Below are 24033 nucleotides of genomic sequence, written 5' to 3'. Positions count from 1 at the left end.
CAGAAGTAAACAGGCGGCGGAGGACGGCATCAGATCGCCGGTTCCGGCGAGATATTTCGGGCACTAACCCGGAGCCTTGTTGCCCGGCCAAGTATGTCGAGAAGCACGCTGACGCGGCCCCTGTCATCGAGATGCTCGATGGTCGCCAGATGATCGGCGAAGGCGTGCGAGATCAGGCGGACCGGCATTCCGGGGCGCAAGGACGCCTCCGACGCGCCGACGACACCGTCGACGCACCTGTCCAGAAGGGCCTGCATTGCAGCGCGCGGCACGGCCTGCGGCCTTGTGCTGTCGGGTCCGACAATGCGGCGGACGCCGCGGGTCCCGTTGATCGAGCGCCAGGCGTGAAGTTCGGGATTGAACTGGACGAAGGCATAGCCTGGAAAGAGCGGCACCAGCGCTTCATCGACGCGCCGCGCATGCCTGCGGACCTTGCGCATCCTCGGGAGGAAGCAGGAGAAACCCTGGCGCACGAGATTTTCCTGCGCACAAAGTTCGAGACGGGGAAGGGTCTCGACTACGTACCACGATGCGGGAGAGGCAACTGAGGGTACCTTCTCACCTGTCGGACGCACCTTATCGGCGCACGCCACCGGATCGACGGCAAAAGCGTTCCAGGCACAGCCTTCGAGCTGTGCGGAATTGCTTGCAGAAACAAGCATTTTATATCGAAATCCCCTTGCAGCGACCAAGTAGTTCGCTCTCGGACTTCGTTATAATTCACCGCACCAACCATAAGTTATCGCCGGTTCGGTTACTTGGCTCATGATTTCGCCAATCCTGTCGCCGCACGGGCTATGCCAAGCCACTCACCCGGCATGAGCCCTATGGTCCAAATTCGACGCCAAGCAATCCCGTCACTGCGGCGAAGGCCGGGGGCCGGTACTTAGCGGCTTGAGGCGGTGAACATTGGGCAAACTGCTGGTGCGGTTGGCGCCCTCGGAACTGCGTTTGAAGGAAAGGCCTTGGGCCCCGGCCTTCGCCGGGGTGACGGATGGAGTCGCCAGAGTCATATGCCCCACCCCCCGTCGTCCCGGCGTAGGCCGGGGCCATTACGGCGAAGCATTGCGCGGCGCTTCCGGTTTCCACGGCGCCTGAGGCTTGCAACTCCAGTCCTGCCCTTGCACGACAGGGCATGGCCCCCGGCCCGCACCGGGGCGACCTGGCTTGAGGGGCGGCAGGCGATGCTCATCGTTTTCCCCCGTTTGCCTGAGCGGCAGGAGGGGGATCAGACAAGCGTGTCCGACACGCGCGTGACGGGTGTCACGGGGTCATTCTTCCGGGATTCTTTCCGAGAAAGGGTGGATCAGTTACCGGCGGCGACCGCGCCGCGCCGCGCCCGCCATGCCTTGACCAACGGCATGAACGGGAAAACCCACTGTTCGTAGATCGACAGCCGCCGACGGTCATCCTGCCCCACTACGGCGGCTTCACCTTCCTTGTAGGTCCCGAAGATGCGGTCGCACAGGATCAGCGAGTTGCCATAGTTGCAGCGCGTGTCTTCGTAGGGAACCGAGTGATGCAGGCTGTGGTGGCGGATCGTGGTGAAGAAGTACGAATAGAACTTGGGCGGATCAGACCGCACGTTGGCATGGGCAAAAGTCGAGATCACGCCCGTCGCCCCGAATGCCCCCATGATCGCGGCCTGCGACACGTCGAACATCACCACGATGCTCAGGCTGATCAGGACCAGCTCGATCGGATTGCCCACCGCGCCCTTCATCGCATTCAACTGCGTGATGTGGTGGTGCGGCGCGTGGGTCAGCCAGAACGGCGTGGAGTTGTGCATCAGGCGGTGCATCCAGTACTGCCCGAACTCATAGACGAACAGCACCAGCGCCACTTGCGCAAGGAACGGCATCTCGCCCGCCCATGGCGTCGTGATCCCCGCCGCCTTCTTGAAGGCCATCAGCGGAGCCTCGCCGACCATCTGCGAAACCTTCGAGATGAGCGTGGCGTTCAGCACCATGTAGAACAGGTCGGTAAAGAACTCGCGCCGGTTCATCCGCCAGCCTTCGTGGCGTTCGAACACCAGTTCGAGTCCCAGAACCCATGTCGTGACCAAAGCGGTCATGATGATCGCGGTCCAGGTGCTTTCGACCCACGCCTTTGGCGCAAGTCCCCAGAAGGAAACGACAATCGCCAGCGTGACCGGCGGCAGCATGTCGACTGCAAGCTTCCTGATGTTCATGACGATGCTCGCTGAAGCCCTATAGCCTGAGTGTTCTACCGCAATTGGCACGAAGCGGCCACGACAGCCGCTACGTCAATCGACGTATCCGCACTTTCAGGCAGGCAGGTATTACCAACGCAGCTGTTCGTAATACCAAGGACCGCCGGTCCCCGACAGCGATGACGCTCACTCCACGAAGGGGAATGGCTGGTGCTTCATGCTTTCAGGGCGCGCTTGGGCGCCCATCTCGGCAAGGTCGGGAAAACCGCACTGATCGCGGCAACACTGGCACTTGCCGCGTGCTCGGGTGGCGAGAAGGTTGCCGAAAAGCGCTCCGAATTCAGCATCGGCTGGTCGATCTACGCAGGCTGGATGCCCTGGCCCTACGCCCAGCAGGCCGGCATCGTGAAGAAGTGGGCCGACAAGTACCACATCAAGATCAACGTCGTGCAGGTGAACGACTACGTCGAATCGGTGAACCAGTACACGGCGGGCAAGTTCGATGGCGTGACCGTGGCCAACATGGATGCCCTCACCATCCCTGCCGCCGGTGGCAAGGACACCAGCGCGATCATCGTTGGCGATTATTCCAACGGCAACGACGGCATCCTGCTCAAGGGAGCGAACAGCCTCGCCGCGATCAAGGGCCGCCAGGTCTATCTCGCGGAGCTTTCGGTCTCGCACTACCTGCTGGCCCGCGCGCTTGGCAGCAACGGCATGGCGCTGACCGACGTAAAGACGATCAACACCTCCGACGCCGACATCGTCGCCGCCTTCGCTTCGCCCGACGCCACTGCGGCGGTCGCATGGAACCCGCAGCTTTCGGTCATGGCCGCGCAACCCGGCGTCTCAAAGGTCTTCACTTCGGCCGACATCCCCGGCGAAATCCTCGACCTGCTGGTGGTCGACACCGCCACGCTCAAAGCCAACCCCGACCTCGGCAAGGCGCTGGCCGGCATCTGGTACGACACGATGAAGGTGATGATCGCTCAGGACGAGCAGGGCAAGCAGGCCCGCGCGGCCATGGCCAAACTCGCCGGGACGACGCCGGAAGTGTTCGAAGCCCAGCTCAAGACGACCTTCCTCTATGCCCAGGCCAAGGATGCCGTCGCCGCGACGCAGGCCCCCAAGCTGATCGAGACGATGACCCGGGTGCGCGATTTCAGCTTTTCCAAGGGGCTGTTCCCCGGAGCATCCTCGGCCGATGCAGTCGGCATGGCCTTCCCCGGCGGCAAGACGCTTGGCGATCCGGCCCACGTAACCCTGCGCTTCGACGAAAGCTTCATGAAGCTCGCCGCCGACGGAAAGCTCTGATTTCCTTTATACTTCGGGATAGTTCCTCATGCGCTGGGTAAACCGCGAACCGGACCGCAAGCAGCGCATCGCGCTGGGCGCCGTGCCGATCCTGCTGCTGGTGATCGTCTACCTCTTTGCCGCCTATGCCAGGCACGCGGTGAACCCGGTCGACAAGATCCTGCCGCTCCCTTCGGGCATGGCGACGGCGCTCTGGGCGCAGATGACCAAGACGGACGTGCTTTCCGGCACGGTGGTGTTCTGGGCCGATACTTTGGCCAGCTTGCAGCGGCTAGGCCTCGGGCTTGCCATTGCCACTTTGATGGCGCTGCTGGTCGGCCTCGTGCTCGGCGCGCTGCCCCCGGTCCGCGCCACCTTCGGCCCGCTCGTCACCGGCATCGCGGTCATCCCGCCGATCGCACTGCTGCCCATCCTGTTCGTAGCTTTGGGTCTGGGCGAGACCGCCAAGGTCGCGCTGATCGTCATCGGCATCGCTCCGGTGATGATCCGCGATGTCGCAGGCCACGTCGGCACGCTGCCGCGCGAGATGCTGGCCAAGGCGCAGACCCTGGGCGCGGGCAGCTGGCAGATCCTCATCCGCGTTGCCCTGCCGCAGGCCATGCCGCGCCTGATCCTCGCGCTGCGCCTCGCGCTCGGCCCGGCGTGGGTGTTCCTGATCTCGGCAGAGGCCATCGCGTCGGACGTAGGCCTTGGCTACCGCATCTTCCTCGTCCGCCGCTACCTCGCGATGGACGTGATCATCCCCTACGTCGCGTGGATCGCGGTGCTGGCCATCGCCATGGACTGGGGCCTCAACTCCCTGAGCCGCAAGGCCTTCCCCTGGGCACACGGAGAGAAGCATTGAGCGCGCTCCTCTCCCTGCGCAACGTCTGGGTCGAATATGGCGACCGCATCGTCCTCGAGAAGGTCGATCTCGATGTCGCCCAAGGCTCTTTCGTCTCGGTCGTCGGCCCCTCGGGCGCGGGCAAGAGCACGTTCCTGCGCGTGGTGCTCGGGCAGGAAGTGCCGACGCAAGGCACGATCACGCTCGACGGCGAACCTCTGGCGCGCGAATGCGGCCCCGATCGCGGCGTGGTGTTCCAGCGCTACTCGGTCTTCCCGCACCTGACCGTGCTGCAGAACACGATGTTCGGCCTCGAATGCACCAAGGCGCCGCTGCTCGCCCGCCTGTTCGGCAGCGCGAAGAAGGCCGCCGAGGGCGAAGCTGTCGCGATGCTCCAGTCCGTGGGCCTGGGGGACAGCCTGCACCTCTACCCCTCGCAGATGTCCGGCGGCATGCAGCAGCGCCTTGCCATTGCGCAGGCCCTGATCATGCGCCCGCGCATCCTCCTGCTCGATGAGCCCTTCGGCGCGCTCGATCCCGGCATCCGTGCCGACATGCACGTGCTGATCCGCAAGCTGTGGCAGGATTTCGGGCTGACCATCATCATGGTCACGCACGACATCAAGGAAGCCTTCTCGCTCGGCACCCGCGTCCTCGCGCTCGACAAGCGCCGCCACGATCCGCACGCCCCGCACCGCTACGGCGCGACGGCAGTCTATGATCTGGAGCTGCGCAAGGACGCGCCGGAGCCCGAGCAGGAACCGGAAGCGGCGTGATGTCCAGCGAACCCGCCAGCCTCGCCCGCCTCAGCATGAGCCTGCCCGCGGACCTGTTCCGCAAGCTCGACATGATGGTCGAGGAACGCCAGCTCCCCTCGCGCTCGCAACTGATCGCCGAACTGATCCGCCATGCCCTTGCCGCGCACGAGGCGCTGACCCGGCCCGAGGAGATGCTCGCAGGCACGATCACCCTCGTCTATCGCGGTGACCGGGGCCGCGTCCGCCAGCAGCTGGCGGGCACGCAGGCCGATTTCCAGACCGAAGTGATTTCCACCCAGCACGTCTTCCTCAAGGACGACCAGTCGCTGGAAGTCCTGCTCGTGCAAGGCCCCGCCGCCCGTCTCAAGGGCCTTGCCGATGCCCTGCGCCGCGTGCGCGGGGTCCAGCAGCTGCAACTTGTCACCACCACGGCCCTGCTGCCGCCACTGTCCGAAGCAGGCCCCGGATCGAAGAAAGGAGCGGCCGCATGACCGACGCCCCCACCTCTACATTGGCAAATCCCAACGCCGCCCGCGATCACGCCCGCTCGATGGCTGGCACCGTCGTCGAAGCCATGCCGATCCTCCCGCCCGTCACCGCCGATCTTCCCGCAGGTGTAAGCGCGGACAACGTGCTGTGGGAAGAAACCGTCGCTCCCGGCGGCTACGCCACGCGCCGCATCGCGCGCGGCACCCGCCTGCGCCTGATCGACGTGAAGGGCGATGCCTGCGCTTCACTGAACCTGTTCAATGCCGAGATGCCGACCGAGCGGCTGAACTTCGCCGATACGGTCAAGGTCCAGTGGAACGCCTACCTCGGCACCGGCAAGCTCCTCCTGTCCGACATGGGCCGCGTGCTGATGAGCATCGAGAGCGATGATGCCGGCACACACGACTGCTTCTGCGGCACCTCCAACGCTGCCACCAACCTCGCCAAGTACGGCGAAGGCCGCAACAGCGGGGCCTATCCCAACGGGCGCGACCGCTTCCTGCTGGGCGCGGCCAAGCACGGCCTCGGTCGCCGCGACGTCCACCCTTGCGTCACCCTGTTCAAGGGCACCCGGATCGAGGACGACGGCACTATCACCCCGCTCGTGGGCCCCTATGCCCCCGGCCGCAGCGTGGTGCTGCGTGCGGAGATGGACGTGATCGTGGTTGTCGCCAATGTCCCGCATGTCCTTGATCCAAGGCCGGAATACGCGGTCACCCCGCTGCGCCTCACTGCATGGCGTGGGGCCGTGACCACCGAGGCTGACCCCATCCGCAACGCGACGCCGGAGGGCCAGCGCGCCTTCCTCAACGTCGAAGACTACTACCGCCGCTGAAAAGGACAGGCCTCATGACCGATCCCCACCTCTCCGGCCTTTCCGGCAGCATCGTCCACGACGAAGTCGTCCCCGCCCGCGCGCCTTGGCTGCACCATGTGAAGCAGGGCGAGACGCTGCGCATCGTCGATCTCGAAGGCAATCAGGCGGTCGATTTCCTGATCTATAGCGCCGCCGACGATTCCGAACGCTACAGCGCGCAGGATACCGTGGCGGCGCAGGGCAACCTGTTCCTGCGCGAAGGAACCCGCCTGCTGTCGAACGAAGGCCGCTCGCTGATGACCATCACGGGCAGCGCGGTCGATTATCACGATACCATCGGCGGCGCTTGTTCCTGCGAATCCAATACTCTGCGTTACGGACATCACACCAAGTCGCAACATGCCTGTGTCGAGAACTTCCTCGAAGCCAACCTATGGGAAGGCCGGGGCAAGCGCGACATCGTCTCGAACATCAACTTCTTCATGAACGTGCCCGTGGAGGCAGATGGCGCGCTGGGCATCGTTGACGGCATTTCCGCCCCCGGCCTCACGGTGGACCTGCGCGCCGACATGGACGTGATCGTCGTCGTCTCCAACTGCCCGCAGATCAACAACCCCTGCAACGCGTTCAACCCCACCCCCGTCCGCATGATCGTGAGCGCATGACCGCCCTTCCCGCATTTGACACCGTCCTCATTGCCAACCGCGGCGCCATCGCCACCCGGATCATCCGCACTCTGCGCAAGATGGGCCTGCGTTCGGTCGCGGTCTATTCCGAGGCCGACGAGGCCTCGCTCCATGTCGCGCAAGCGGACGAGGCCGTGTGCATCGGCGGCGCGCGGCCATCGGAAAGCTACCTCAACATCGCCGCGATCATCGACGCGGCCAAGCGCACCGGCGCGGGCGCAATCCATCCCGGGTACGGCTTCCTTTCGGAAAACACGGAGTTTGCAGCCGCTTGCGCCGAAGCGGGCATAGTGTTCATCGGCCCCACGCCCGACAACATCCGCACCTTCGGCCTCAAGCACAGCGCCCGCGAACTCGCCGCCGCCCATGGCGTACCGCTTGCCCCCGGCAGCGACCTGCTGACCAGCGAGGACGAAGCCCTTGCTGCGGCAGACGCCATCGGCTTTCCCATCATGCTCAAGGCCACCGCAGGCGGCGGCGGCATCGGCATGCGCGTATGCGAAACCGAAGCCGATGTGCGCGAAGGTTTCGCTGCCGTCGCCCGTCTGGGCCAGAGCAATTTCGGCGATGCTGGCGTCTTCCTAGAACGCTTCGTCCGCCGCGCCCGCCATGTCGAAGTACAGATCTTCGGCGATGGACAGGGCCGCGTCGTTGCCTTGGGCGAGCGCGACTGCTCGCTCCAGCGCCGCAACCAGAAGGTCGTCGAGGAAGCCCCCGCGCCGCTCCTGCCAGAAGCGGTCCGGCAAGCGCTCTATACCGCAGCGATCCGCCTTGGCGAAGCCGCGTGCTACCGCTCGGCAGGCACCGTGGAGTTTCTCTACGATGCTGAGCGCGAAGAGTTTTTCTTCCTAGAAATGAACACCCGCCTGCAGGTCGAACACGGCGTGACCGAAATGGTCATGGGCGTCGATCTTGTCGAATGGATGATCCGAGGCGCTGCGGGCGATTACAGCTTCCTCAATACCGCTCCCACCACCCCCAGCGGCCACTCGGTGCAGATCCGTCTCTACGCCGAGGACCCCGCGCTCGACTATCGCCCCACCTCGGGCACACTGACCTGCGTGGAGTTTCCCGCCGACATCCGCGCCGAAACATGGGTCATGGCGGGCACCGAAGTCAGCGCCTGGTACGATCCGATGCTCGCCAAACTGATCGTCCACGCGCCCACCCGCGCCGAGGCCGTGACCGCCATGCAGGAAGCGCTGGCCAGGAGCCGCGTCGATGGCATCGAGACCAACTTGCGCTGGCTGCGCAGCGTCGTCGCCGCGCCTGCCTTCACTTCAGGTGAAGTCTCAACACGCGCGCTCGAAGACGTTGTTTTTACGCCCCAATCGATCCGGGTGATCAGCGGCGGCACTGCCACCACCGTGCAGGACTGGCCCGGTCGCCAGCACCTCTGGGCCGTGGGCGTGCCGCCATCCGGCCCGATGGACGACCAGTCCTTCCGCCTCGGCAATCGCCTGCTCGGCAATCCCGAAGGCACGGCGGGGCTGGAAATGACCGTCACCGGCCCCACGCTCCAGTTTCTCGCCGATGCAACCCTGTGCCTGACCGGCGCGAACTTCGGGGCAACTCTCGAAGGCAAACCGGTAACTGTGGGCCAACTCTTCGAGGCAAAGGCAGGGCAGACGCTATGCATCGGCCGGGCAACCGGAGGCGGCATGCGCGGCTACCTGCTCGTAGCAGGCGGCCTCGACATCGCCCCCTACCTCGGCAGCCGCAGCACCTTCGAACTTGGCCAGTTCGGCGGCCACGCCGCCCGCCGTCTGGTGGCCGGCGATGTCCTGCATCTTGCCAATCAACCGACCAGCGAACCGCTCCCGCCACCGCCGCTGCCCACGCTGCCCACCGACTGGTGCGTGCGCGTGCTTTATGGCCCCCACGGCGCACCGGACTTCTTCACCGAAGACGACATCGACATGGTCGTCACCGCCGAATGGCAGGTGCACTACAATTCCAACCGCACCGGCGTGCGCCTTGTCGGCCCCAAGCCTGAATGGGCGCGGCGCGATGGCGGGGAAGCAGGGCTGCACCCCTCCAACATCCACGACAACGCCTATGCCATTGGCGCGGTGGACTTTACCGGCGACATGCCGATCATCCTCGGCCCCGATGGTCCCTCGCTCGGCGGCTTCGTCTGCCCCTTCGTGGTGATCGCGGCGGATCGCTGGAAGATCGGCCAGCTCGTACCCGGAGACCGCGTCCGCTTCGTGCCTGTCACCATGGCTGGCGCAGTTGCGGCAGATGAAGCGCAGCAACTCTACCTTGAAACCGGCAAGAAGCCCGGTTCCAGCCGCCCTTGCGATACCGCCACGCAGACCCCGATCCTCGGAAAAATCGCGGCAGGACCGGGCCGCCCCGCCGTGGTCTATCGCCAGCAGGGCGATCGCAACATCCTCGTCGAATACGGGCCCATCGTCCTCCATCTCGAACTGCGTATCCGCGTCCACGCGCTGATGACCGAGCTTGAGCGCATGGCCCTGCCCGGCGTGATCGACGTGGTCCCCGGCATCCGCTCGCTGCAATTGCACTTCGACGGCCGCTCGCTCAGCCAGTCTGACGCGCTCGCCGCGCTGATGGCGGCTGAAGAGCGTCTAGGCGATCTGGAGGACTTTGCGATCCCCTCGCGCATTGTCCACCTGCCGCTGAGCTGGCGCGATCCGGCCACGATCGAGACCATCGAGAAGTACATGAGCGCGGTGCGCGACGATGCTCCGTGGTGTCCGGACAACATCGAATTCATCCGCCGCATCAACGGGTTGCCCGATGTTGCTGCGGTAGAAAATCTGATCTTCGAGGCCAGCTACCTCGTCATGGGCCTGGGTGACGTTTACCTCGGCGCGCCTGTCGCCACCCCGGTCGATCCGCGCCACCGCCTCGTCACCACCAAGTACAACCCGGCGCGCACCTGGACCCCGCCCAACGTCGTCGGCATCGGCGGGGCCTATATGTGCATCTACGGCATGGAAGGCCCTGGCGGTTACCAGCTGTTCGGCCGCACCGTGCAGGTGTGGAACACGCACCGGCAAACCGCGGACTTCATCGAAGGCAAGCCGTGGCTGCTGCGCTTCTTCGACCAGATCCGCTTCTACCCGGTCAGCGCCCAGGAGCTGGCCGAATGGCGCCGCGATTTCCCCAGCGGCAAGCGGGCGTTGAAGATCGAGCCGTCTGAGTTCCGCCTGTCCGACTACCGCAAGTTCCTTAGCGATAACGCGGAAGCCATCGCCAACTTCGAAGCCACCCGCAAGGCCGCCTTCGATGACGAACGCGCCGAATGGGAGCGCCGTGGCGAGTTCGACCGGGTGAACGCGCTGGCAGAAAGCGATGCCCCTGCCGAAAGTGCGGTCGACGTGCCCGAAGGCGCCGACCTGATCGAGGCCCCCTTTGGCGGCAGCGTGTGGAAGCTGCTCGTCCAGCCCGGCGATGTGGTGAAGGCGGGCGAGACCATCGCGGTGATCGAGGCGATGAAGATGGAATGCCCGGTCGAAAGTCCCGGTGCCGGCACCATTGCCGCGCTCTACATCAAGGAGCGCCAGTCGCTCCAGCCCGGAACCCCGATGCTTGCCCTGCGGAGGAGCGCATGACCCTGCTCGACCGTCGCAGCGCCGCAGCCATTGCCGCAGGGGTCAATGCCGGCACCACGACCGCGGTCAGCGTGATCGAGGAGACCCTCGCCCGCATCGCCGCATATGATGCGATCCAGCCGCAGGTGTGGATCAGCCGCGCTTCGGCAGAGGACCTGCTGGCGCAAGCCCGTGCCATCGATGCTCGCGTGGCAGCAGGCGAAGCCCTGCCCCTTGCGGGCGTGCCCTATGCAGCCAAGGACAACATTGACGTAGCGGGTCTTGAAACCACTGCCGCCTGCCCCGCCTTCGCCTATTCGCCCGCCGAAGACGCCACGGTCATCGCCCGCCTGAAGGCCGCAGGGGCAATCTGCGTCGGCAAGACCAATCTCGATCAGTTCGCCACCGGACTCGTCGGTACGCGCAGTCCCTATGGCATTCCGCGCAATGCCTATAACCGCGATTACGTCAGCGGCGGATCCAGCTCCGGCTCGGCCATCGCGGTTGCCGCAGGGCTCGTGCCGATTGCGCTCGGCACCGACACTGCCGGTTCGGGCCGCGTTCCGGCTGCTTTCAACCATCTGATCGGCTTCAAGCCGACCAAGGGTCGCTGGAGCACCAAGGGCCTCGTCCCCGCCTGCCGTTCGATTGACTGCATCACCGTGTTCGCCAGCGACACCACGGACGCGCGTCTGGTGGACCATACGCTGGCGGGCTTCGACGCAGGCGATCCATGGTCGCGGCAGCTTGCTGAAACCCCGCTCGCCGCCAGACGCATCGGCGTCCCCCGCCGCGACCAGCGCGCCTTTTTCGGCGATAGCGAGTCCGAATTCTTCTACGACAGGGCCCTCGCCACATTGGCCGAGCAATCCGAAGTGGTCGAGATCGACATCGCCCCGCTGCTCGAAGCCGCGCAACTGCTCTACGGCGGCCCATGGGTCGCCGAGCGTACTGCCGCCATGGCCACACTGCTGAAAGACGATCCCGAAGCCATCGATCCCACCGTTCGCAGCGTCGTCGAAGCCGGATGGAAGAAATCCGCCGTCGAGCTGTGGAACGGCATCTACCGCATGGCCGAGTTGAAGCGCCATGCCGACCAGCTGTGGGACAGCGTCGACATGCTCGCCTTCCCCACCACCGGCACGACCTATCGCGTGGCCGAACTGGCGGTGGCCCCGGTCACGCTCAATAGCAATCTCGGGTTCTACACCAACTTCGTGAACCTGCTCGACATGGCCGCAGTCGCCGTGCCCGCCGGCATTCGCCACAACGGCACCGGCTTTGGCATCACCCTGATCGGCCCCGCCGCAACCGACCGCGCCCTGCTCGATGCTGCCGATGCGTGGCTCGCCGCCGCCGACCTCACTCCCCCACCCCCGCTCGATCTGGAGGGCAAGATGCAGACCGTGAAACTCGCCGTTGTTGGCGCACACCTCGAAGGCATGCCGCTGCACTGGCAACTGACCTCGCGCAATGCGAAGTTCGTCGGCGCGTTCGAGACCGCCCCTACCTACAAGCTCTACGCCATCGCCGAGAGCGTGCCGCCCAAGCCCGCACTGGTGTTCGACGAGGGCGGTGCGGCGATCAAGCTGGAGGTCTATGAGCTGGGCCTTGCCGAATTCGGCAGCTTCACCGTCGAAGTCCCGGCACCGCTCGCCATCGGCACGGTCACGCTGGCAGACGGCAGCAGCGTCAAGGGCTTCGTCGCCGAACCGCGTGCGCTGGCCGGGGCTGAAGACATTACGCACCTTGGCGGATGGCGCGCTTACATCGCCTCGCGTAGCTAAGCCTCAGGAAGGATTTCCATGCTCCGCAAACTGCTTCTCACCGCCGCCGCTCTGGTCCCGAGCTTCGCCCACGCGCAAGTCGAACAGTCCCAGACCGTCCCCGGCTTTGCCGATTTCCTCGCCGTCGATGGTGATGCGGTCTGGGCCACCAATCGCGGCAAGGTCGAGAAGTGGTCGCGCAGTGGCAAGCTCGCCGAGGTCGCCATTGCCCGGCCCTGCGGCGCAATGACCGTGGCGTTCGGCTCGCTCTGGGTCGCCAATTGCGCCGATGGCTCGCTGGTGCGGATTGATCTCGAAACCGCGAAGATTACCGCCACCATCCCCACCGGCATCGCCAACCAGAAGCAGGGCGAACTGATCGTCGCCAATGGCGCAGGCTCGATCTGGCTGGCGAGCAAGCCCGAAGGTGCCGTGGCACGCGTCGATCCGGAAACGAATACCGTCGTCGCCTCGATCCCGGTCGATGCCGATACCTGGTACGTGACCTTCGGCTATGACGCCGTCTGGGCGGTCAGCGCCACCAAGCAGACGCTGCAGAAGATCGATCCCAGGACCAACACCGTCGTCGCCCGCGCCGCGCTCGGCACGATGCCGGGCTTCCTCGCTGCGGGCGAAGGCGGCGTGTGGGTGCAGGAACAGGGCGATGGCACGCTCGTCCGCGCCGATCCTGCCACCGGTCAGGTCGTCTGCCGGGTCAAGGTCGGTGCAAACCTCAAGTGGGGCGATATCGATACCGGTGACGGCAAGGTCTGGCTGCGCACAACCGACGATCAGGTCTGGGCCGCCATCGATCCCAAGACGATGACCGTGGCCCAACGCGGCGGCAAGCCCGCCGGAAGCGGCGCACTGCGCTATACGCCCAAGGGTATGTGGACCTCGGCGCACGACGTGCACACCCTGTCGTACTGGCCGGTTTCCGGATTGAAGGCACAGCCAAAGCCCTGAATGCGACGAAGCGGGATTGCGCCTGAGGCAAAGTCGGGCAAGATAGCCGCCTGAGCCATCCGGTTGGCGGAGAAGGCCAAGGGAATCAGGGGCATGGCGTCGGACCGCCGACAGCGCGAGACGCAACTGTTCGGCCATTGGCCGTTCTCGCTCTGCCACGCCCTGCTCGGACGCCCGATTCCGGGCGTTGCCGCTGCATTGCTGCTCGTTGGTACGGCATTCGGTGTCCGGCTGATGATGGGCCACCCCGCACCTGCGCCCATGCTGCCCTATTACCCGGCCATCGTGGTGGCCACGTTCCTTGGCGGTCGCATCCCCGGATACTTCGCAACCGTCCTGGCATGGGTGCTGGCATGGTACCTTTTCCTGCAGCCATCAGGCGGCTTTGAACTCCGGGATGGCGCTGTCGTCGCCCTGATGGTCTTCGTGCCGTCAACCGTGATCGTGCTTGAGGTGGTCCACTCGCTGAGCACCAGCGCGATGGACCTCATCGCCGCAAAGCAGCAGCTCGAGCGGGACGGCGAATGGCAGGCCGAGCAGCGCGCCCATCTGCTCGGCGTGATCGATGAGCTTCAGGCGATCTACGATGAAGCCCCGGTCGGCCTCGGCCTGCTCGATGCCGACCTGCGCTTTGCCCGCATCAACACCGCGCTCGCTGAAATGAACGGCTTTACGGCGGAGGATCACATCGGCCGCAATGTATGGGATCTCCTGCCCGATCTCAGGTCATCGGCCGAACCGCTTTTGCGCACCGTGCTAGAGGGCGGCGAAGTCATGCGCGGCGTCGAGATCTCGGGCGAGACGCCAGCCCGGCCGGGGGTCAAGCGGACATGGTCAGAAGTGTTCTATCCGGTCCATGGCCCCGATGGCCAGCGCCGCGGCGTGGGCATCTTCTGCATCGAGATCACCGACCTGAAGCAGGCTCGTGAACGCGAGGACTTGCTGACGCGCGAAGTCGACCACCGCGCCAAGAACCTGCTGGCCGTGGTTCAGTCGATCGTCCAGATGATGAAGGCGCAAGGCTCGGTTGCCGATTTCAAGGAGGCCCTGATCGGCCGCATCGCCGCAATCAGCCGCGCGCACAGCCACCTGTCGGAAAACCGCTGGGATGGCGTGAAGCTTCAGGCGCTGATCGCCGACGAGTTGACGCCCTATGGCATCGCCGTGGACCTTGATCCCGTCGTCAACGATCTCGTGCTCAGGTCGAGCACCGCTCAAGCCATGGCCATGGTGCTGCACGAACTTGCCACGAACTCGGCGAAGTATGGCGCGCTGTCGGCAGATGGCAGCGTCGAAGTCTTGTGCCGCGCGACCGCTGCGGAGGACGAGGCGCTGGTCGTGCAATGGCGCGAAACCGGCGGCCCCATCGTGAACGCGCCAAAGGCGCGCGGCTTTGGCACGCGCCTGATCGAACGTTCGGTCACCCATGGCATCGGGGGGAAGCTGGACTACCAGTTCCTCCCCGAAGGCGTGTTCTGCCGCATCAGCATCCCGCGCTCGGCACTGGGCTGAAGGACTGCGCTGCCCGTCTCGTCAGTGGTTCGAAATGTGCTGTCCTAGGTGCTTTCCGGCAAGGTAGCCGAACGTCAGCCCTGGCCCGAGCGTACCGCCCGCCCCGCCATAGACCTCGCCCAGCACCGCCGCCATCGCATTGCCCGCAGCATAGAGGCCGGGGATCGCATTGCCGCTCCAGTCGACGACCTGCCCGTCAGCATTGGTCTTCGGCCCGCCAGCCGTGCCGAGCGCGCCCGCTTCCATCTTCACCGCATAGAACGGTCCCTGATCGATCAGGCCCAGCGTGCGGTAGGGCGGGTCAAAGGCCATGTCGCCCCACATGTAGAAGTTGTCGTAGGTGCTGTCGCCACGGTTGAAATCGTCATCATGACCGTTGCGCACCATCTGGTTGAAGCGCGCGACTTCGGCCTCAAGGCCTGCCGGATCGATGCCCGCCTTTTCCGCCAGTTCGGCCAGCGTTGCCGCCTCGATCGCATAGGACGGCGTTGGGCTGCCCGGCTGCGAATTGAACAGCGGGTACTTGTCGCGATAGCGCTGGTCGATGATCAGCCAGTACGGCAGGTTGGCGTATTCATGGGTGCCGCCATCGAAGGCGTGGAGCGACTTGCCCAGAGCGTTGTAGTTCGCCGCCTCGTTGACGAAGCGCTTGCCCTTGCGGTTGACGAGGATCGCGCCGGGCCGCGCGCGCTCGTCGGAACCCAGCATGTAGTTGGGCTTGGCATTGCGGTGCTGCGGCTTGAATTCCAGCACGCTCTGCATCCAGAACGCGTTCTGCATGTTGCCAAGCTGCGCGCCCGCCTCGATCGCCATGAGCAGGCCGTCGCCCTCGTTTTCGGGCACGCTCACCGGGCCGGTCAGAGGGCCACGGATGAAGGCCTTGACCAGCGTCTCGTTCCACTCGAACCCGCCGGTCGCGATCACCACGCCACGGCGCGCGCGAACGCGGAAGTCCTTGCCGTTGGCGTCCTCGGCCACGACGCCGATGATCCGGTCGCCATCCTTGACCAGCTTGCGCGCACGCTTTTCAAACTCGACCGGAATGTCGCGCTCGATCACGCCAAGGAACAGCGATCCGATCAGCGCTTGCCCCAGCCCACGATAATCGCCCGCTTCGCGCTCGGCCAGCGTTGCCTCGTCCAAGGTGCCGCGCGTCGCCTCGATCAGGCTGCCGCGCAAGGGATAGGCCATCTTGCTCGGGTTGACCCGTGCTGCCCACTTGCCGAGCCGCGCAAAGCTGAACGCCTCGTTGTCGAGCGAGCGCCCGCCATCGGGCTTGGCGCCTGGAGAGTAAGGCTGATAATCGGGAAAGTCCGAGAACGAGCACATCCGCACCGGCGTGTTGTCCTCGAGGAAGCGCAGCATCTCCGGCCCGCCCTGCATGAACGCCCACAGCGTTTCGGGGTCGAGCGCGCCGGGGGCAAGACCATCGAGATAGGCGACGACATCCTCGTCCGATTCCTCGATTCCTGCGGCCAGCTGGTGATGGTTGCCGGGGATCCACAGCATCCCGCCAGACATCGCGGTGGTGCCACCGACCATCCCCGAGCGTTCGAGAATGACCACGTCCTTCGCGCCATGATCGTGCGCAGCAATCGCTGCCGTCAGCGCCGCACCGCCCGAGCCGAGCACGACAACATCAGCCTCGCGGTCCCACTCCAAAGCACTCGCCATCGGTCATCTCTCCACATGCGGCTGACAAAACCGGCACTACCGCCTTTTTTGCAGGTGTAGATGCGAGGCCGAAGCGAGAACCACTGCCACTTGTCCTAGGCAGATGCGAGGACAGCGATTTCCTGCGGCTGAGGTGACCAGATTCCACCCAAGGGCCCGTCTTCGTGGAAGATTTCGGTGATGGCCTTTGCGGGGGCATCTGCGCGCGCAACCATGGTCGTGAGCCTTTCGGCCATGGGATCATCCACCGGGCCGTTGGCGCCTGATAGGTGGTGTATCCATGCGCCGATGCCTTGGAGGATGGCGGGGCATTGACGGCCTTGGGCGACATTGGCGGCGAGGGTTTGGAGCCAACGCTGGGGGATTTTCTGGGAGCCGTCCATGGCGATCTGGATCAGGCGGTGGTTGAGGCTGGGGTTGGCGAAGCGGGCGATCAGGGCGTCGGCGTAGGCTTCAAGGTCCTGGCCGGGGGCGGGCGCGATCGTCGGGGCGGCTTCCTCGCGCATCAGGCGATTGGCGAGATGGCGCAAGGCCGGATCGGCCACGGCCTCGTGAACGTACTCGTAACCAGCCTTGAGGCCACAATAGGCAAGCAGCGAGTGCGCGCCGTTGAGCATCCTGAGCTTGGCGGTTTCGTAAGGGCCGACTTCGCTGACCAGCTGCGCGCCGACCGCTTCCCAGCGCGGGCGCGGTCCGGCAAAGCGGTCCTCGATAACCCACTGGCTGAACGGTTCGGTCACGACGCAGGCTTCGTCTGTGAGGCCGCCCAAGACCTGCGCCACCATCGCCCGGTCCTCGTCGGTCGTGGCGGGCACGATGCGGTCGATCATCGTCGAGGGGCAGGTGCAGTTTGGCTTGAACCACGGCACAAGATCGGGCTCGTGCCGCTCAAGGTACTGCAGCATCAGGGCATTCAGCTTCGCGCCGTTGTCGGCAAGGTTGTCGCACGGCAGCAGCGTCAAGCCGGGCAGCCCCGCCTTGGCCCGCGCCAGCAGGCCTTGCGTGACGAAGTAGTAGAAGCTCAGGGAGTGCGCGAGTTCGAAGTCGAGCGTGCCGTCCGGGCGGCGGCAGTAACCCTTCTCGGTCACGGTCAGGCTGACGATCCGCGTGGTGGGCGCGGCCACGGCGGCGATCACCGCATCGGGTTCCTCGCTCGCGACCAGCACGTTGCGGACAGAGCCCACGATCCGAAGCGCAGCACCCTCGCCCGATTGTTCGGCAACCGTATAGAGCCCGCCTTGCGGGTTCATCTGTCGCGCCACACCGGCCGAGCGCAGCGAGACGCCGGTGATGGCCCAGTCGGCGTCGCCGCTGTTCCCATTGTCCAGATTCAGGGCAGCATCGGTGTACCAGGCCTGATGCGCGCGGTGGAACGCGCCGATGCCGAAGTGGACGATGCCGACGGCCTGGGCGTCGCGGTCATAGACCGGGCGCGCAACCTCGGCGGGGAGGCTGGCGAGCGTGTCCGGAGACAGGCGCGTCACAACTTGTACGCCTTCTTCGCGAGGTTGTACGACAGGTCCTGCGCCAGCTCCGCCGCTTCCCAGTCCTCGATGCGGTGCTCGGCGACCAGCTCTGCAAGGAAGCCGCAGTCGATGCGGCGGGCAACGTCATGCCGCGCCGGGATCGAGAGGAACGCGCGGGTATCGTCGTTGAAGCCGACGGTGTTGTAGAAGCCCGCCGTCTCGGTGGTCATGCGGCGGAAGCGCTTCATGCCCTCGGGGCTGTCGTGGAACCACCATGCCGGGCCGAGCTTGAGGCAGGGGTAATGTCCGGCAAGCGGCGCGAGTTCGCGAGCATAGGCGCTCTCGTCGAGCGTGAAGAGAATGATCGACAGGTCCTTCTCGTTGCCGAACCTGTCGAGCAGCGGCTTGAGCGAGTGGACGAAGTCGGTGCGCGTGGGGATGTCCGCGCCCTTGTCGCGGCCGAAGCGCTCGAACACGGCGGCGTTGTGGTTGCGGAAAGACCCGGGGTGGATCTGCATGACGAGGCCATCGTCAAGGCTCATACCCGCCATCTCGGTCAGCATCTGCGCGCGGAACAGTTCGGCATCGGAGGAATGGAACTTGCCCGAAACCACCCGGTCGAACAGCGCTTGTGCCTCGCTGGCGGAGAGGTTGGCGGTGGCCGCCGTCGGATGGCCATGGTCGGTGCTGGTCGCGCCCATCGATGCGAAGAAGGCGCGGCGCTGGCGGTGCGCGGCAAGGTAGCCGGTCCAGCTGTGGCAATCCTCGCCGGTCAGCTGCGAGAACAGGTCGAGGTTGGCCTGGAAGCCTTCAAAGTCCGGGTCGATCACCGGGTCGGGACGATAGGCCGTGATGACCTTGCCGCTCCATCCGGACTCGCGGATCGCGGCGTGGTGCTCCAGCGTGTCGAGCGGGCTTTCGGTCGTGGCGATCACCTCGATGTTGAACCGCTCGAACAAGGCGCGCGGGCGGAAGGCATCGGTCGCCAACATCTCGGTGATCGTGTCGAAGTAGAGGTCGGCTGTCTCGGCGCTCAGCTGCACGCCCATGCCGAAGGCCTCGGCAAAGACCCAGTCGAGCCACATCCGCGAGGGCGTGCCCCGGAACAGCCAGTAGCGCTCGGCAAACAGCCGCCACGCCGCGCGCGGATCGACCTGCCGGTTGCGCACGCCCAGATCTTCCAGCGCCACCCCTTGCGAATAGAGCATGCGGAAGACGTAGTGATCGGGCACCAGCAGCAGCTCGGTCGCATTGCCGAACGATCCATTCTCCGCAAACCAGCGCGGATCGGTGTGCCCGTGCGGGCTGACGATCGGCAAGTCCGCCACGCTCGCATACAACTCACGCGCAAGGCCGCGCACAGAGGGATCGGCCGGCAGCAACCGGTCGGGATGAAGGTCAAGATCGCGGGGCATGTCAGCTCTTTCAGATAACGGAAAATCTCACGCCATGGCGCGCGAATAGCGGTCGCGCTTGGCCTGCGTAGCCTTGCGTGCTTCGGCCAGCAGGCGCTCTTCGGTCGCAAACAACAGGCCGTCAAGCACGGCGGACAGGTGCGCGCGCATTGCCGCCCGTGCCGCGTTGGGATCACGCGCGCGCAGCGCTTCGAGCACCGCCGAATGCTCCTCGACCACCGGCTTCACGTTGGCGTGGCGCGCCTTCTCGTGCAGGAGCGCCGCTTCCGGCGAGGTGGCGCGCAAGTCCCACAAGTGCTCGATCGCATTGTACACCGCCACGTTGCGCGTCGCCCGCGCAATGGCGAGGTGGAACTCGCGGTCGGCGCTTTCGGTGCCGTTGGGGTCCTGGTTCTCCTCGGCAATGCGCTGGACCAGCACCTCGATCTCGGCGATGTCGGCATCGTTGACCTGCGTTGCCGCCAATGCCGCCGCCTCGCCTTCGAACAGCAGCCGCGCCTCGGTCAGTTCGAACGCGGTCACGTTGAAACCGGGACGGTCCTCTTCGCCCGGCAAGCGCCGCACGTAGGCGCCCGAGCCGATCTTCACCTCGACCAGTCCTTGCACTTCCAGCGCGATGATCGCCTCGCGCACCGTCGGGCGGCTCACGTCATAGCGAAGCGCCAGATCACGCTCGGCGGGAAGCCGGGTGCCAACCGGATACTTCCCGCTGGCCAGCTCCTCTAGCAGCGAGCGGGCGAGGTCCTGATAGAGCCGGTCGTTCGATTTGAGGTTTGCCATGGCGTCTTTCTGGTATTACCAATTTTTCTGAACTTGACAGACCGAAATTGGTCAGTCAATCGGTATTACCACATTCGACCAACCAAAGCGAGTTTTCGAGTCATGAAAATCACCGCCGCCCGCGTCATCGTCACCTGCCCGGGCCGGAACTTCGTGACGCTCAAGATCGAGACCGATCAGGGCGTCTACGGCATCGGCGATGCCACGCTCAACGGGCGCGAGCTTTCGGTCGTCGCCTATCTGCAGGAGCACGTCGTGCCCTGCCTGATCGGCATGGACCCGCGCCGGATCGAGGACATCTGGCAGTACCTCTACAAGGGTGCCTACTGGCGCCGCGGCCCGGTGACGATGCGCGCGATCGCCGCGGTCGACATGGCGCTGTGGGACATCAAGGCCAAGATGGCCGGCATGCCGCTGTACCAGCTATTGGGCGGGCGCAGCCGCGACGGGATCATGGTCTATGGTCACGCCAACGGCTCGGACATTGCCGAAACGGTCGAGGCGGTCGGCCAGTACATCGACATGGGCTACAAGGCGATCCGCGCCCAGACCGGCGTCCCCGGCGTGAAGGACGCCTATGGCGTGGGCCGGGGCAAGCTCTACTACGAGCCCGCCGACGCCAGCCTCCCCTCGGTCACCGGCTGGGACACGCGCAAGGCGCTGAACTACGTGCCCAAGCTGTTCGAGGAACTGCGCAAGACCTACGGCTTCGACCACCACCTGCTGCACGACGGCCACCACCGCTACACTCCGCAGGAAGCCGCCAATCTCGGCAAGATGCTCGAACCCTACCAGCTGTTCTGGCTGGAGGACTGCACGCCTGCCGAAAACCAGGAAGCGTTCAAGCTCGTCCGCCAGCACACCGTAACCCCGCTGGCCGTGGGCGAGATCTTCAACACGATCTGGGACGCCAAGGACCTGATCCAGAACCAGCTGATCGACTACATCCGCGCGACCGTCGTCGGCGCGGGCGGCCTCACCCACCTGCGCCGCATTGCCGATCTCGCCAGCATGTACCAGGTCCGCACCGGCTGCCACGGCGCGACCGACCTGTCGCCCGTCACGATGGGCTGCGCGCTGCATTTCGACACCTGGGTCCCCAACTTCGGCATCCAGGAATACATGCGCCACACCGCCGAGACCGACGCGGTCTTCCCGCACGACTACTGGTTCGAAAAGGGTGAGCTGTTCGTCGGCGAAACCCCTGGCCACGGCGTCGACATCGACGAGGAACTGGCCGCCAAGTACCCCTACAAGCCCGCCTACCTCCCGGTCGCCCGACTGGAAGACGGCACGATGTGGAGCTGGTAAGATGATGCGCAATATCCTGCTTTCGGCAACCGCCCTCGTTGCCCTTACCGGCGCAGCGCCTGCGCCCGCCCCCTCGCTCCAGCTCGGCACTCTCGCCAAACTCGGCACGGTCAGCGAACGCTACCAGTCCTACAACATCGAGATGGTCGAAGTGACCGGCGGCCGCTTCTGGGCACCCTATGGCGGCCCGGCCGACGAACGCTATCGCCAGCGCCCGCCGATCGACCTGACCGACCCGAAGCTGGTTGCACTGGCCAAGGCGCTCGGCCCCAGCCTCGTTCGCGTCAGCGGCACCTGGGCCAACAACACCTATCTCGAAGCCGAGGGCGAGAACCTTTCCGCTCCGCCTGCAGGCTTCGTGCAGGTCCTGAAGCGCGACCAGTGGCGGAACGTCGTGGCCTTCTCCAAGGCCGTCGACGCGCCCATCGTCACCAGCTTTGCCGTCAGCAATGGCACCCGCGATGCCAATGGCGTGTGGACGCCCGCGCAGGCCCAGCGCCTCGTCGACCTGACCCGCGAGGCGGGCGGCACCCTCTACGCTGCCGAATTCTTCAACGAAGCCAACATGCCCAGCGCCGCGCCGCAGATGCCCAAGCCCTACACCGCGGCCAATTACGGCGCCGAATTCCGCCTGTTCCGTGATTGGGCACGCAAGGCCGTGCCCGACATGAAGATCCTCGGCGTCGGCGGCGTCGGCGAAGCGGGCCTGCTCAAGGACGTTCCGGTTCCCGCCGAAATGGGCAGCCACGTCAGCAGCGAGGACATGATGCAGGCCAACCCGAACAGCGTGGATGGCGTGTCATACCACTTCTACGGCTCGGTCTCGCAACGTTGCACAGGCCTCGGCATCGGCACGGCGCAGAAGCACGACGCGCTCACCGCGAAGTGGCTCGACATGACCGTGCGTGACTATCGCTATTACGCGGCCCTGCGCGACAGGTTCGAGCCGGGCAAGCCGATGTGGAACACCGAGACTGCGCAGGCGGCCTGCGGTGGTAGCCCATGGGCTTCGACCTTCCTCGATACCTTCCGTTACCTCAACCAGAACGCCGCCCTTGCCCAGCAAGGCCTGCAGGTGGTCATGCACAACACGCTGGCCGCGAGCGACTATGCGTTGATCGATCGCGACACGATGACCCCGCGTCCCAACTACTGGGGCGCCGTGCTGTGGAAGCGCACGATGGGCAGCACCGTGCTGGCATCGCCGCGCTCGCCCTCGCCGGCACTGCGGCTCTATGCGCATTGCCTTGCGGGCAAGCCCGGCGGCGTTGCGGTCATGGCGCTCAACACCGGCGAGGCCGCACAGAAGATCAGCCTTGGCGGCAAGGGCCTTGGCTGGACCATGACCGGCCAGCCGCTCGATACCCGCACCGTGCTGGTCAATGGCAAGGCCCCTGCCCTCTCGGCAGACCTCACGCTGACCGGACTCGATGGCGCTCCCGTTGCAGGCAAGGTCACCATTCCCGGCCAGTCCATCGCCTTCTACGCCATCCCCGGCGCGGCAAACCCGGCCTGCCGTTAAGTGTCTGACCAGCGCGTGCGGGTCACCCCCTATACCGTCCTCGTTGGTGAAGCCATGCTGGAGCTGTCGCAAGACGGCTCCAGCCAAGGCGGTTCAGGCTGGCATCTGGCCTATGGTGGAGACACGCTGAACACCGCGATCCACCTCGCCCGCAACGGCCTGGATGTGGCCTACCTGACGGCGCTTGGCACCGATCCCTTCAGCGAGGACCTGAAGGCCCGCTGGAGGGCCGAAGGGCTGGATACCACTCTCGTGCTTGCAGATCCGGCCCGCAATCCGGGGCTCTATGCGATCACCACGGACGATGCGGGCGAGCGCAGCTTCACCTACTGGCGCGGCGAGAGCGCCGCACGACACCTGTTCGCTTGCCAGCACATCGATACCGCGCTCGAAGATGCTGCGAATGCAGACCTCCTGGCATTCTCACTGGTCTCGCTGGCAATCCTGCCCGAAGAGGGCCGGCAGGCGCTGATCTCGCTTGCCCGCAAGGTGCGTGCGCGCGGCGGCCTTGTCGCCTTCGACGGCAACTACCGCCCTCGCCTCTGGCCCGACCGGCAGACCGCCCGTGCCGCGCGCGATGCCGCCATTGCCACAGCCTCCATCGGCCTGCCGACGCTCGAGGACGAGACCATGCTTTCGGGCGAGACCGATGCCGCCGCCGTTGCCGCGCACTGGCAGGGCCTTGGCTGCGCCGAAACCGTGGTCAAGCTCGGCGCGCAAGGCTGCCGCCTGCCCGATGGCGCAATCGTCGCCCCCGAACGCGTGCTTGCCCCTGTCGACACCAGCGGCGCGGGCGATGCCTTCAACGCCGGTTACCTCGCCGCGCGCCTGCGTGGCGAAGCCCCAGCACAGGCCGCAATCGCGGGCCATGCGCTGGCAGGCTGGACGATCATGAGACGAGGCGCGATCCCGGCGCGGGATTTCTAGGGCGCGAGGGCAAATTCCCGGATGGTGGGACGTCAGCTATCCGCCATTTTTTGCTAAAAGTGGCCTGTCAG

General features: G+C 65.5%; 19 protein-coding genes. 13 read left to right on the top strand and 6 right to left on the bottom strand.

Features of this window, described 5'->3' with window-relative positions; translation table 11 throughout:
- Positions 1-29: 29 nt before the first annotated feature.
- Both nusG and ACZ1JW_RS13005 read right to left on the bottom strand, forming a co-directional pair.
- Positions 30-662, bottom strand: coding sequence for a transcription termination/antitermination protein NusG (gene nusG, locus ACZ1JW_RS13010; RefSeq protein ID WP_465140836.1), 633 nt, complete (start codon positions 660-662; stop codon positions 30-32).
- Positions 663-1306: 644 nt separating this feature from the next.
- Positions 1307-2191 carry a sterol desaturase family protein gene (locus tag ACZ1JW_RS13005; RefSeq protein ID WP_465140835.1) on the bottom strand — a complete coding sequence of 295 codons (885 nt, stop codon included), beginning with the start codon at positions 2189-2191 and terminating at the stop codon, positions 1307-1309.
- Between the two features lie 216 nt (positions 2192-2407).
- On the opposite strand from ACZ1JW_RS13005, the gene ACZ1JW_RS13000 reads away from it, so the two are divergent.
- The 10 genes from ACZ1JW_RS13000 (at position 2408) to ACZ1JW_RS12955 (ending at position 14867) form a co-directional block, all read left to right on the top strand.
- Complete coding sequence (locus ACZ1JW_RS13000) at positions 2408-3487, top strand: putative urea ABC transporter substrate-binding protein (RefSeq protein ID WP_465142778.1); 1080 nt, start codon at positions 2408-2410, stop codon at positions 3485-3487.
- A gap of 28 nt (positions 3488-3515) precedes the next feature.
- Positions 3516-4331, top strand: a complete 816-nt coding sequence (locus ACZ1JW_RS12995) for an ABC transporter permease (RefSeq protein WP_465140834.1) — start codon at positions 3516-3518, stop codon at positions 4329-4331.
- Positions 4328-5086: an ABC transporter ATP-binding protein gene (locus ACZ1JW_RS12990; RefSeq protein WP_465140833.1), complete on the top strand. Its 759-nt coding sequence runs from the start codon at positions 4328-4330 to the stop codon at positions 5084-5086. Before ACZ1JW_RS12995 ends, ACZ1JW_RS12990 begins: the two co-directional genes overlap by 4 nt.
- A complete protein-coding gene (locus tag ACZ1JW_RS12985; RefSeq protein WP_448994875.1) occupies positions 5086-5559 on the top strand; it encodes a CopG family ribbon-helix-helix protein in 474 nt (157 codons plus the stop codon). The genes ACZ1JW_RS12990 and ACZ1JW_RS12985 overlap by 1 nt, the downstream gene beginning before the upstream one ends.
- Positions 5556-6392 (top strand): urea amidolyase associated protein UAAP1, encoded by an 837-nt coding sequence (locus ACZ1JW_RS12980; protein WP_465140832.1) that lies wholly within the window; start codon positions 5556-5558, stop codon positions 6390-6392. The genes ACZ1JW_RS12985 and ACZ1JW_RS12980 overlap by 4 nt, the downstream gene beginning before the upstream one ends.
- A gap of 14 nt (positions 6393-6406) precedes the next feature.
- The gene (locus tag ACZ1JW_RS12975; protein ID WP_465126273.1) at positions 6407-7039 is read left to right on the top strand and encodes an urea amidolyase associated protein UAAP2; all 633 of its coding nucleotides are present in this window, start codon (positions 6407-6409) and stop codon (positions 7037-7039) included.
- Positions 7036-10644, top strand: coding sequence for an urea carboxylase (uca, locus tag ACZ1JW_RS12970; protein ID WP_465140831.1), 3609 nt, complete (start codon positions 7036-7038; stop codon positions 10642-10644). The genes ACZ1JW_RS12975 and uca overlap by 4 nt, the downstream gene beginning before the upstream one ends.
- A complete protein-coding gene (gene atzF / locus ACZ1JW_RS12965) occupies positions 10641-12410 on the top strand; it encodes an allophanate hydrolase (RefSeq protein WP_465140830.1) in 1770 nt (589 codons plus the stop codon). The genes uca and atzF overlap by 4 nt, the downstream gene beginning before the upstream one ends.
- Positions 12411-12428: 18 nt before the next feature.
- A complete protein-coding gene (locus tag ACZ1JW_RS12960) occupies positions 12429-13355 on the top strand; it encodes a Vgb family protein (RefSeq protein ID WP_465140829.1) in 927 nt (308 codons plus the stop codon).
- Between the two features lie 93 nt (positions 13356-13448).
- Positions 13449-14867, top strand: a complete 1419-nt coding sequence (locus ACZ1JW_RS12955) for a sensor histidine kinase (protein ID WP_465140828.1) — start codon at positions 13449-13451, stop codon at positions 14865-14867.
- A 21-nt stretch (positions 14868-14888) separates the two neighbouring features.
- Here the strand turns inward: ACZ1JW_RS12955 and ACZ1JW_RS12950 are convergent, their stop codons facing one another.
- From ACZ1JW_RS12950 to ACZ1JW_RS12935, 4 genes are all read right to left on the bottom strand, one after another.
- Complete coding sequence (locus ACZ1JW_RS12950; protein ID WP_465140827.1) at positions 14889-16541, bottom strand: FAD-binding protein; 1653 nt, start codon at positions 16539-16541, stop codon at positions 14889-14891.
- A 95-nt stretch (positions 16542-16636) separates the two neighbouring features.
- Positions 16637-18025 (bottom strand): mannitol dehydrogenase family protein, encoded by a 1389-nt coding sequence (locus ACZ1JW_RS12945; RefSeq protein WP_465140826.1) that lies wholly within the window; start codon positions 18023-18025, stop codon positions 16637-16639.
- Entirely contained in the window at positions 18022-19422 is a 1401-nt protein-coding gene (gene uxaC, locus ACZ1JW_RS12940) for a glucuronate isomerase (protein WP_465140825.1), read from the bottom strand. Before uxaC ends, ACZ1JW_RS12945 begins: the two co-directional genes overlap by 4 nt.
- A 27-nt stretch (positions 19423-19449) precedes the next feature.
- Positions 19450-20202: a FadR/GntR family transcriptional regulator gene (locus ACZ1JW_RS12935; RefSeq protein WP_465126281.1), complete on the bottom strand. Its 753-nt coding sequence runs from the start codon at positions 20200-20202 to the stop codon at positions 19450-19452.
- Positions 20203-20304: 102 nt separating this feature from the next.
- Here ACZ1JW_RS12935 and manD point away from each other — a divergent pair, with 102 nt between their 5' ends.
- From manD to ACZ1JW_RS12920, 3 genes are read left to right on the top strand one after another with little or no spacing between them, the layout of a single operon-like run.
- Positions 20305-21513, top strand: coding sequence for a D-mannonate dehydratase ManD (manD, locus tag ACZ1JW_RS12930; RefSeq protein ID WP_465140824.1), 1209 nt, complete (start codon positions 20305-20307; stop codon positions 21511-21513).
- Between the two features lies 1 nt (position 21514).
- Positions 21515-23035 (top strand): hypothetical protein, encoded by a 1521-nt coding sequence (locus ACZ1JW_RS12925; protein WP_465140823.1) that lies wholly within the window; start codon positions 21515-21517, stop codon positions 23033-23035.
- Between the two features lie 54 nt (positions 23036-23089).
- Positions 23090-23962, top strand: coding sequence for a sugar kinase (locus ACZ1JW_RS12920; RefSeq protein WP_465142777.1), 873 nt, complete (start codon positions 23090-23092; stop codon positions 23960-23962).
- The last annotated feature ends 71 nt before the right edge of the window (positions 23963-24033 follow it).

This window comes from Novosphingobium sp. BL-A-28-Hi1-0D (assembly GCF_055521755.1).
Note: the sequence above shows the minus strand (reverse complement) of the source record. Positions and strands in the feature narration are given on the sequence as shown.

Excerpts from the sequence above, each read along its gene's own strand:
- nusG (WP_465140836.1), bottom strand. The coding sequence starts at position 662 with ATGCTTGTTTCTGCAAGCAATTCCGCACAGCTCGAAGGCTGTGCCTGG.
- ACZ1JW_RS13005 (WP_465140835.1), bottom strand. The coding sequence starts at position 2,191 with ATGAACATCAGGAAGCTTGCAGTCGACATGCTGCCGCCGGTCACGCTG.
- ACZ1JW_RS12995 (WP_465140834.1), top strand. The coding sequence starts at position 3,516 with ATGCGCTGGGTAAACCGCGAACCGGACCGCAAGCAGCGCATCGCGCTG.
- ACZ1JW_RS12985 (WP_448994875.1), top strand. The coding sequence starts at position 5,086 with ATGTCCAGCGAACCCGCCAGCCTCGCCCGCCTCAGCATGAGCCTGCCC.
- ACZ1JW_RS12980 (WP_465140832.1), top strand. The coding sequence starts at position 5,556 with ATGACCGACGCCCCCACCTCTACATTGGCAAATCCCAACGCCGCCCGC.
- ACZ1JW_RS12975 (WP_465126273.1), top strand. The coding sequence starts at position 6,407 with ATGACCGATCCCCACCTCTCCGGCCTTTCCGGCAGCATCGTCCACGAC.
- uca (WP_465140831.1), top strand. The coding sequence starts at position 7,036 with ATGACCGCCCTTCCCGCATTTGACACCGTCCTCATTGCCAACCGCGGC.
- atzF (WP_465140830.1), top strand. The coding sequence starts at position 10,641 with ATGACCCTGCTCGACCGTCGCAGCGCCGCAGCCATTGCCGCAGGGGTC.
- ACZ1JW_RS12960 (WP_465140829.1), top strand. The coding sequence starts at position 12,429 with ATGCTCCGCAAACTGCTTCTCACCGCCGCCGCTCTGGTCCCGAGCTTC.
- ACZ1JW_RS12955 (WP_465140828.1), top strand. The coding sequence starts at position 13,449 with ATGGCGTCGGACCGCCGACAGCGCGAGACGCAACTGTTCGGCCATTGG.
- ACZ1JW_RS12950 (WP_465140827.1), bottom strand. The coding sequence starts at position 16,541 with ATGGCGAGTGCTTTGGAGTGGGACCGCGAGGCTGATGTTGTCGTGCTC.
- uxaC (WP_465140825.1), bottom strand. The coding sequence starts at position 19,422 with ATGCCCCGCGATCTTGACCTTCATCCCGACCGGTTGCTGCCGGCCGAT.
- ACZ1JW_RS12935 (WP_465126281.1), bottom strand. The coding sequence starts at position 20,202 with ATGGCAAACCTCAAATCGAACGACCGGCTCTATCAGGACCTCGCCCGC.
- manD (WP_465140824.1), top strand. The coding sequence starts at position 20,305 with ATGAAAATCACCGCCGCCCGCGTCATCGTCACCTGCCCGGGCCGGAAC.
- ACZ1JW_RS12925 (WP_465140823.1), top strand. The coding sequence starts at position 21,515 with ATGATGCGCAATATCCTGCTTTCGGCAACCGCCCTCGTTGCCCTTACC.
- ACZ1JW_RS12920 (WP_465142777.1), top strand. The coding sequence starts at position 23,090 with ATGCTGGAGCTGTCGCAAGACGGCTCCAGCCAAGGCGGTTCAGGCTGG.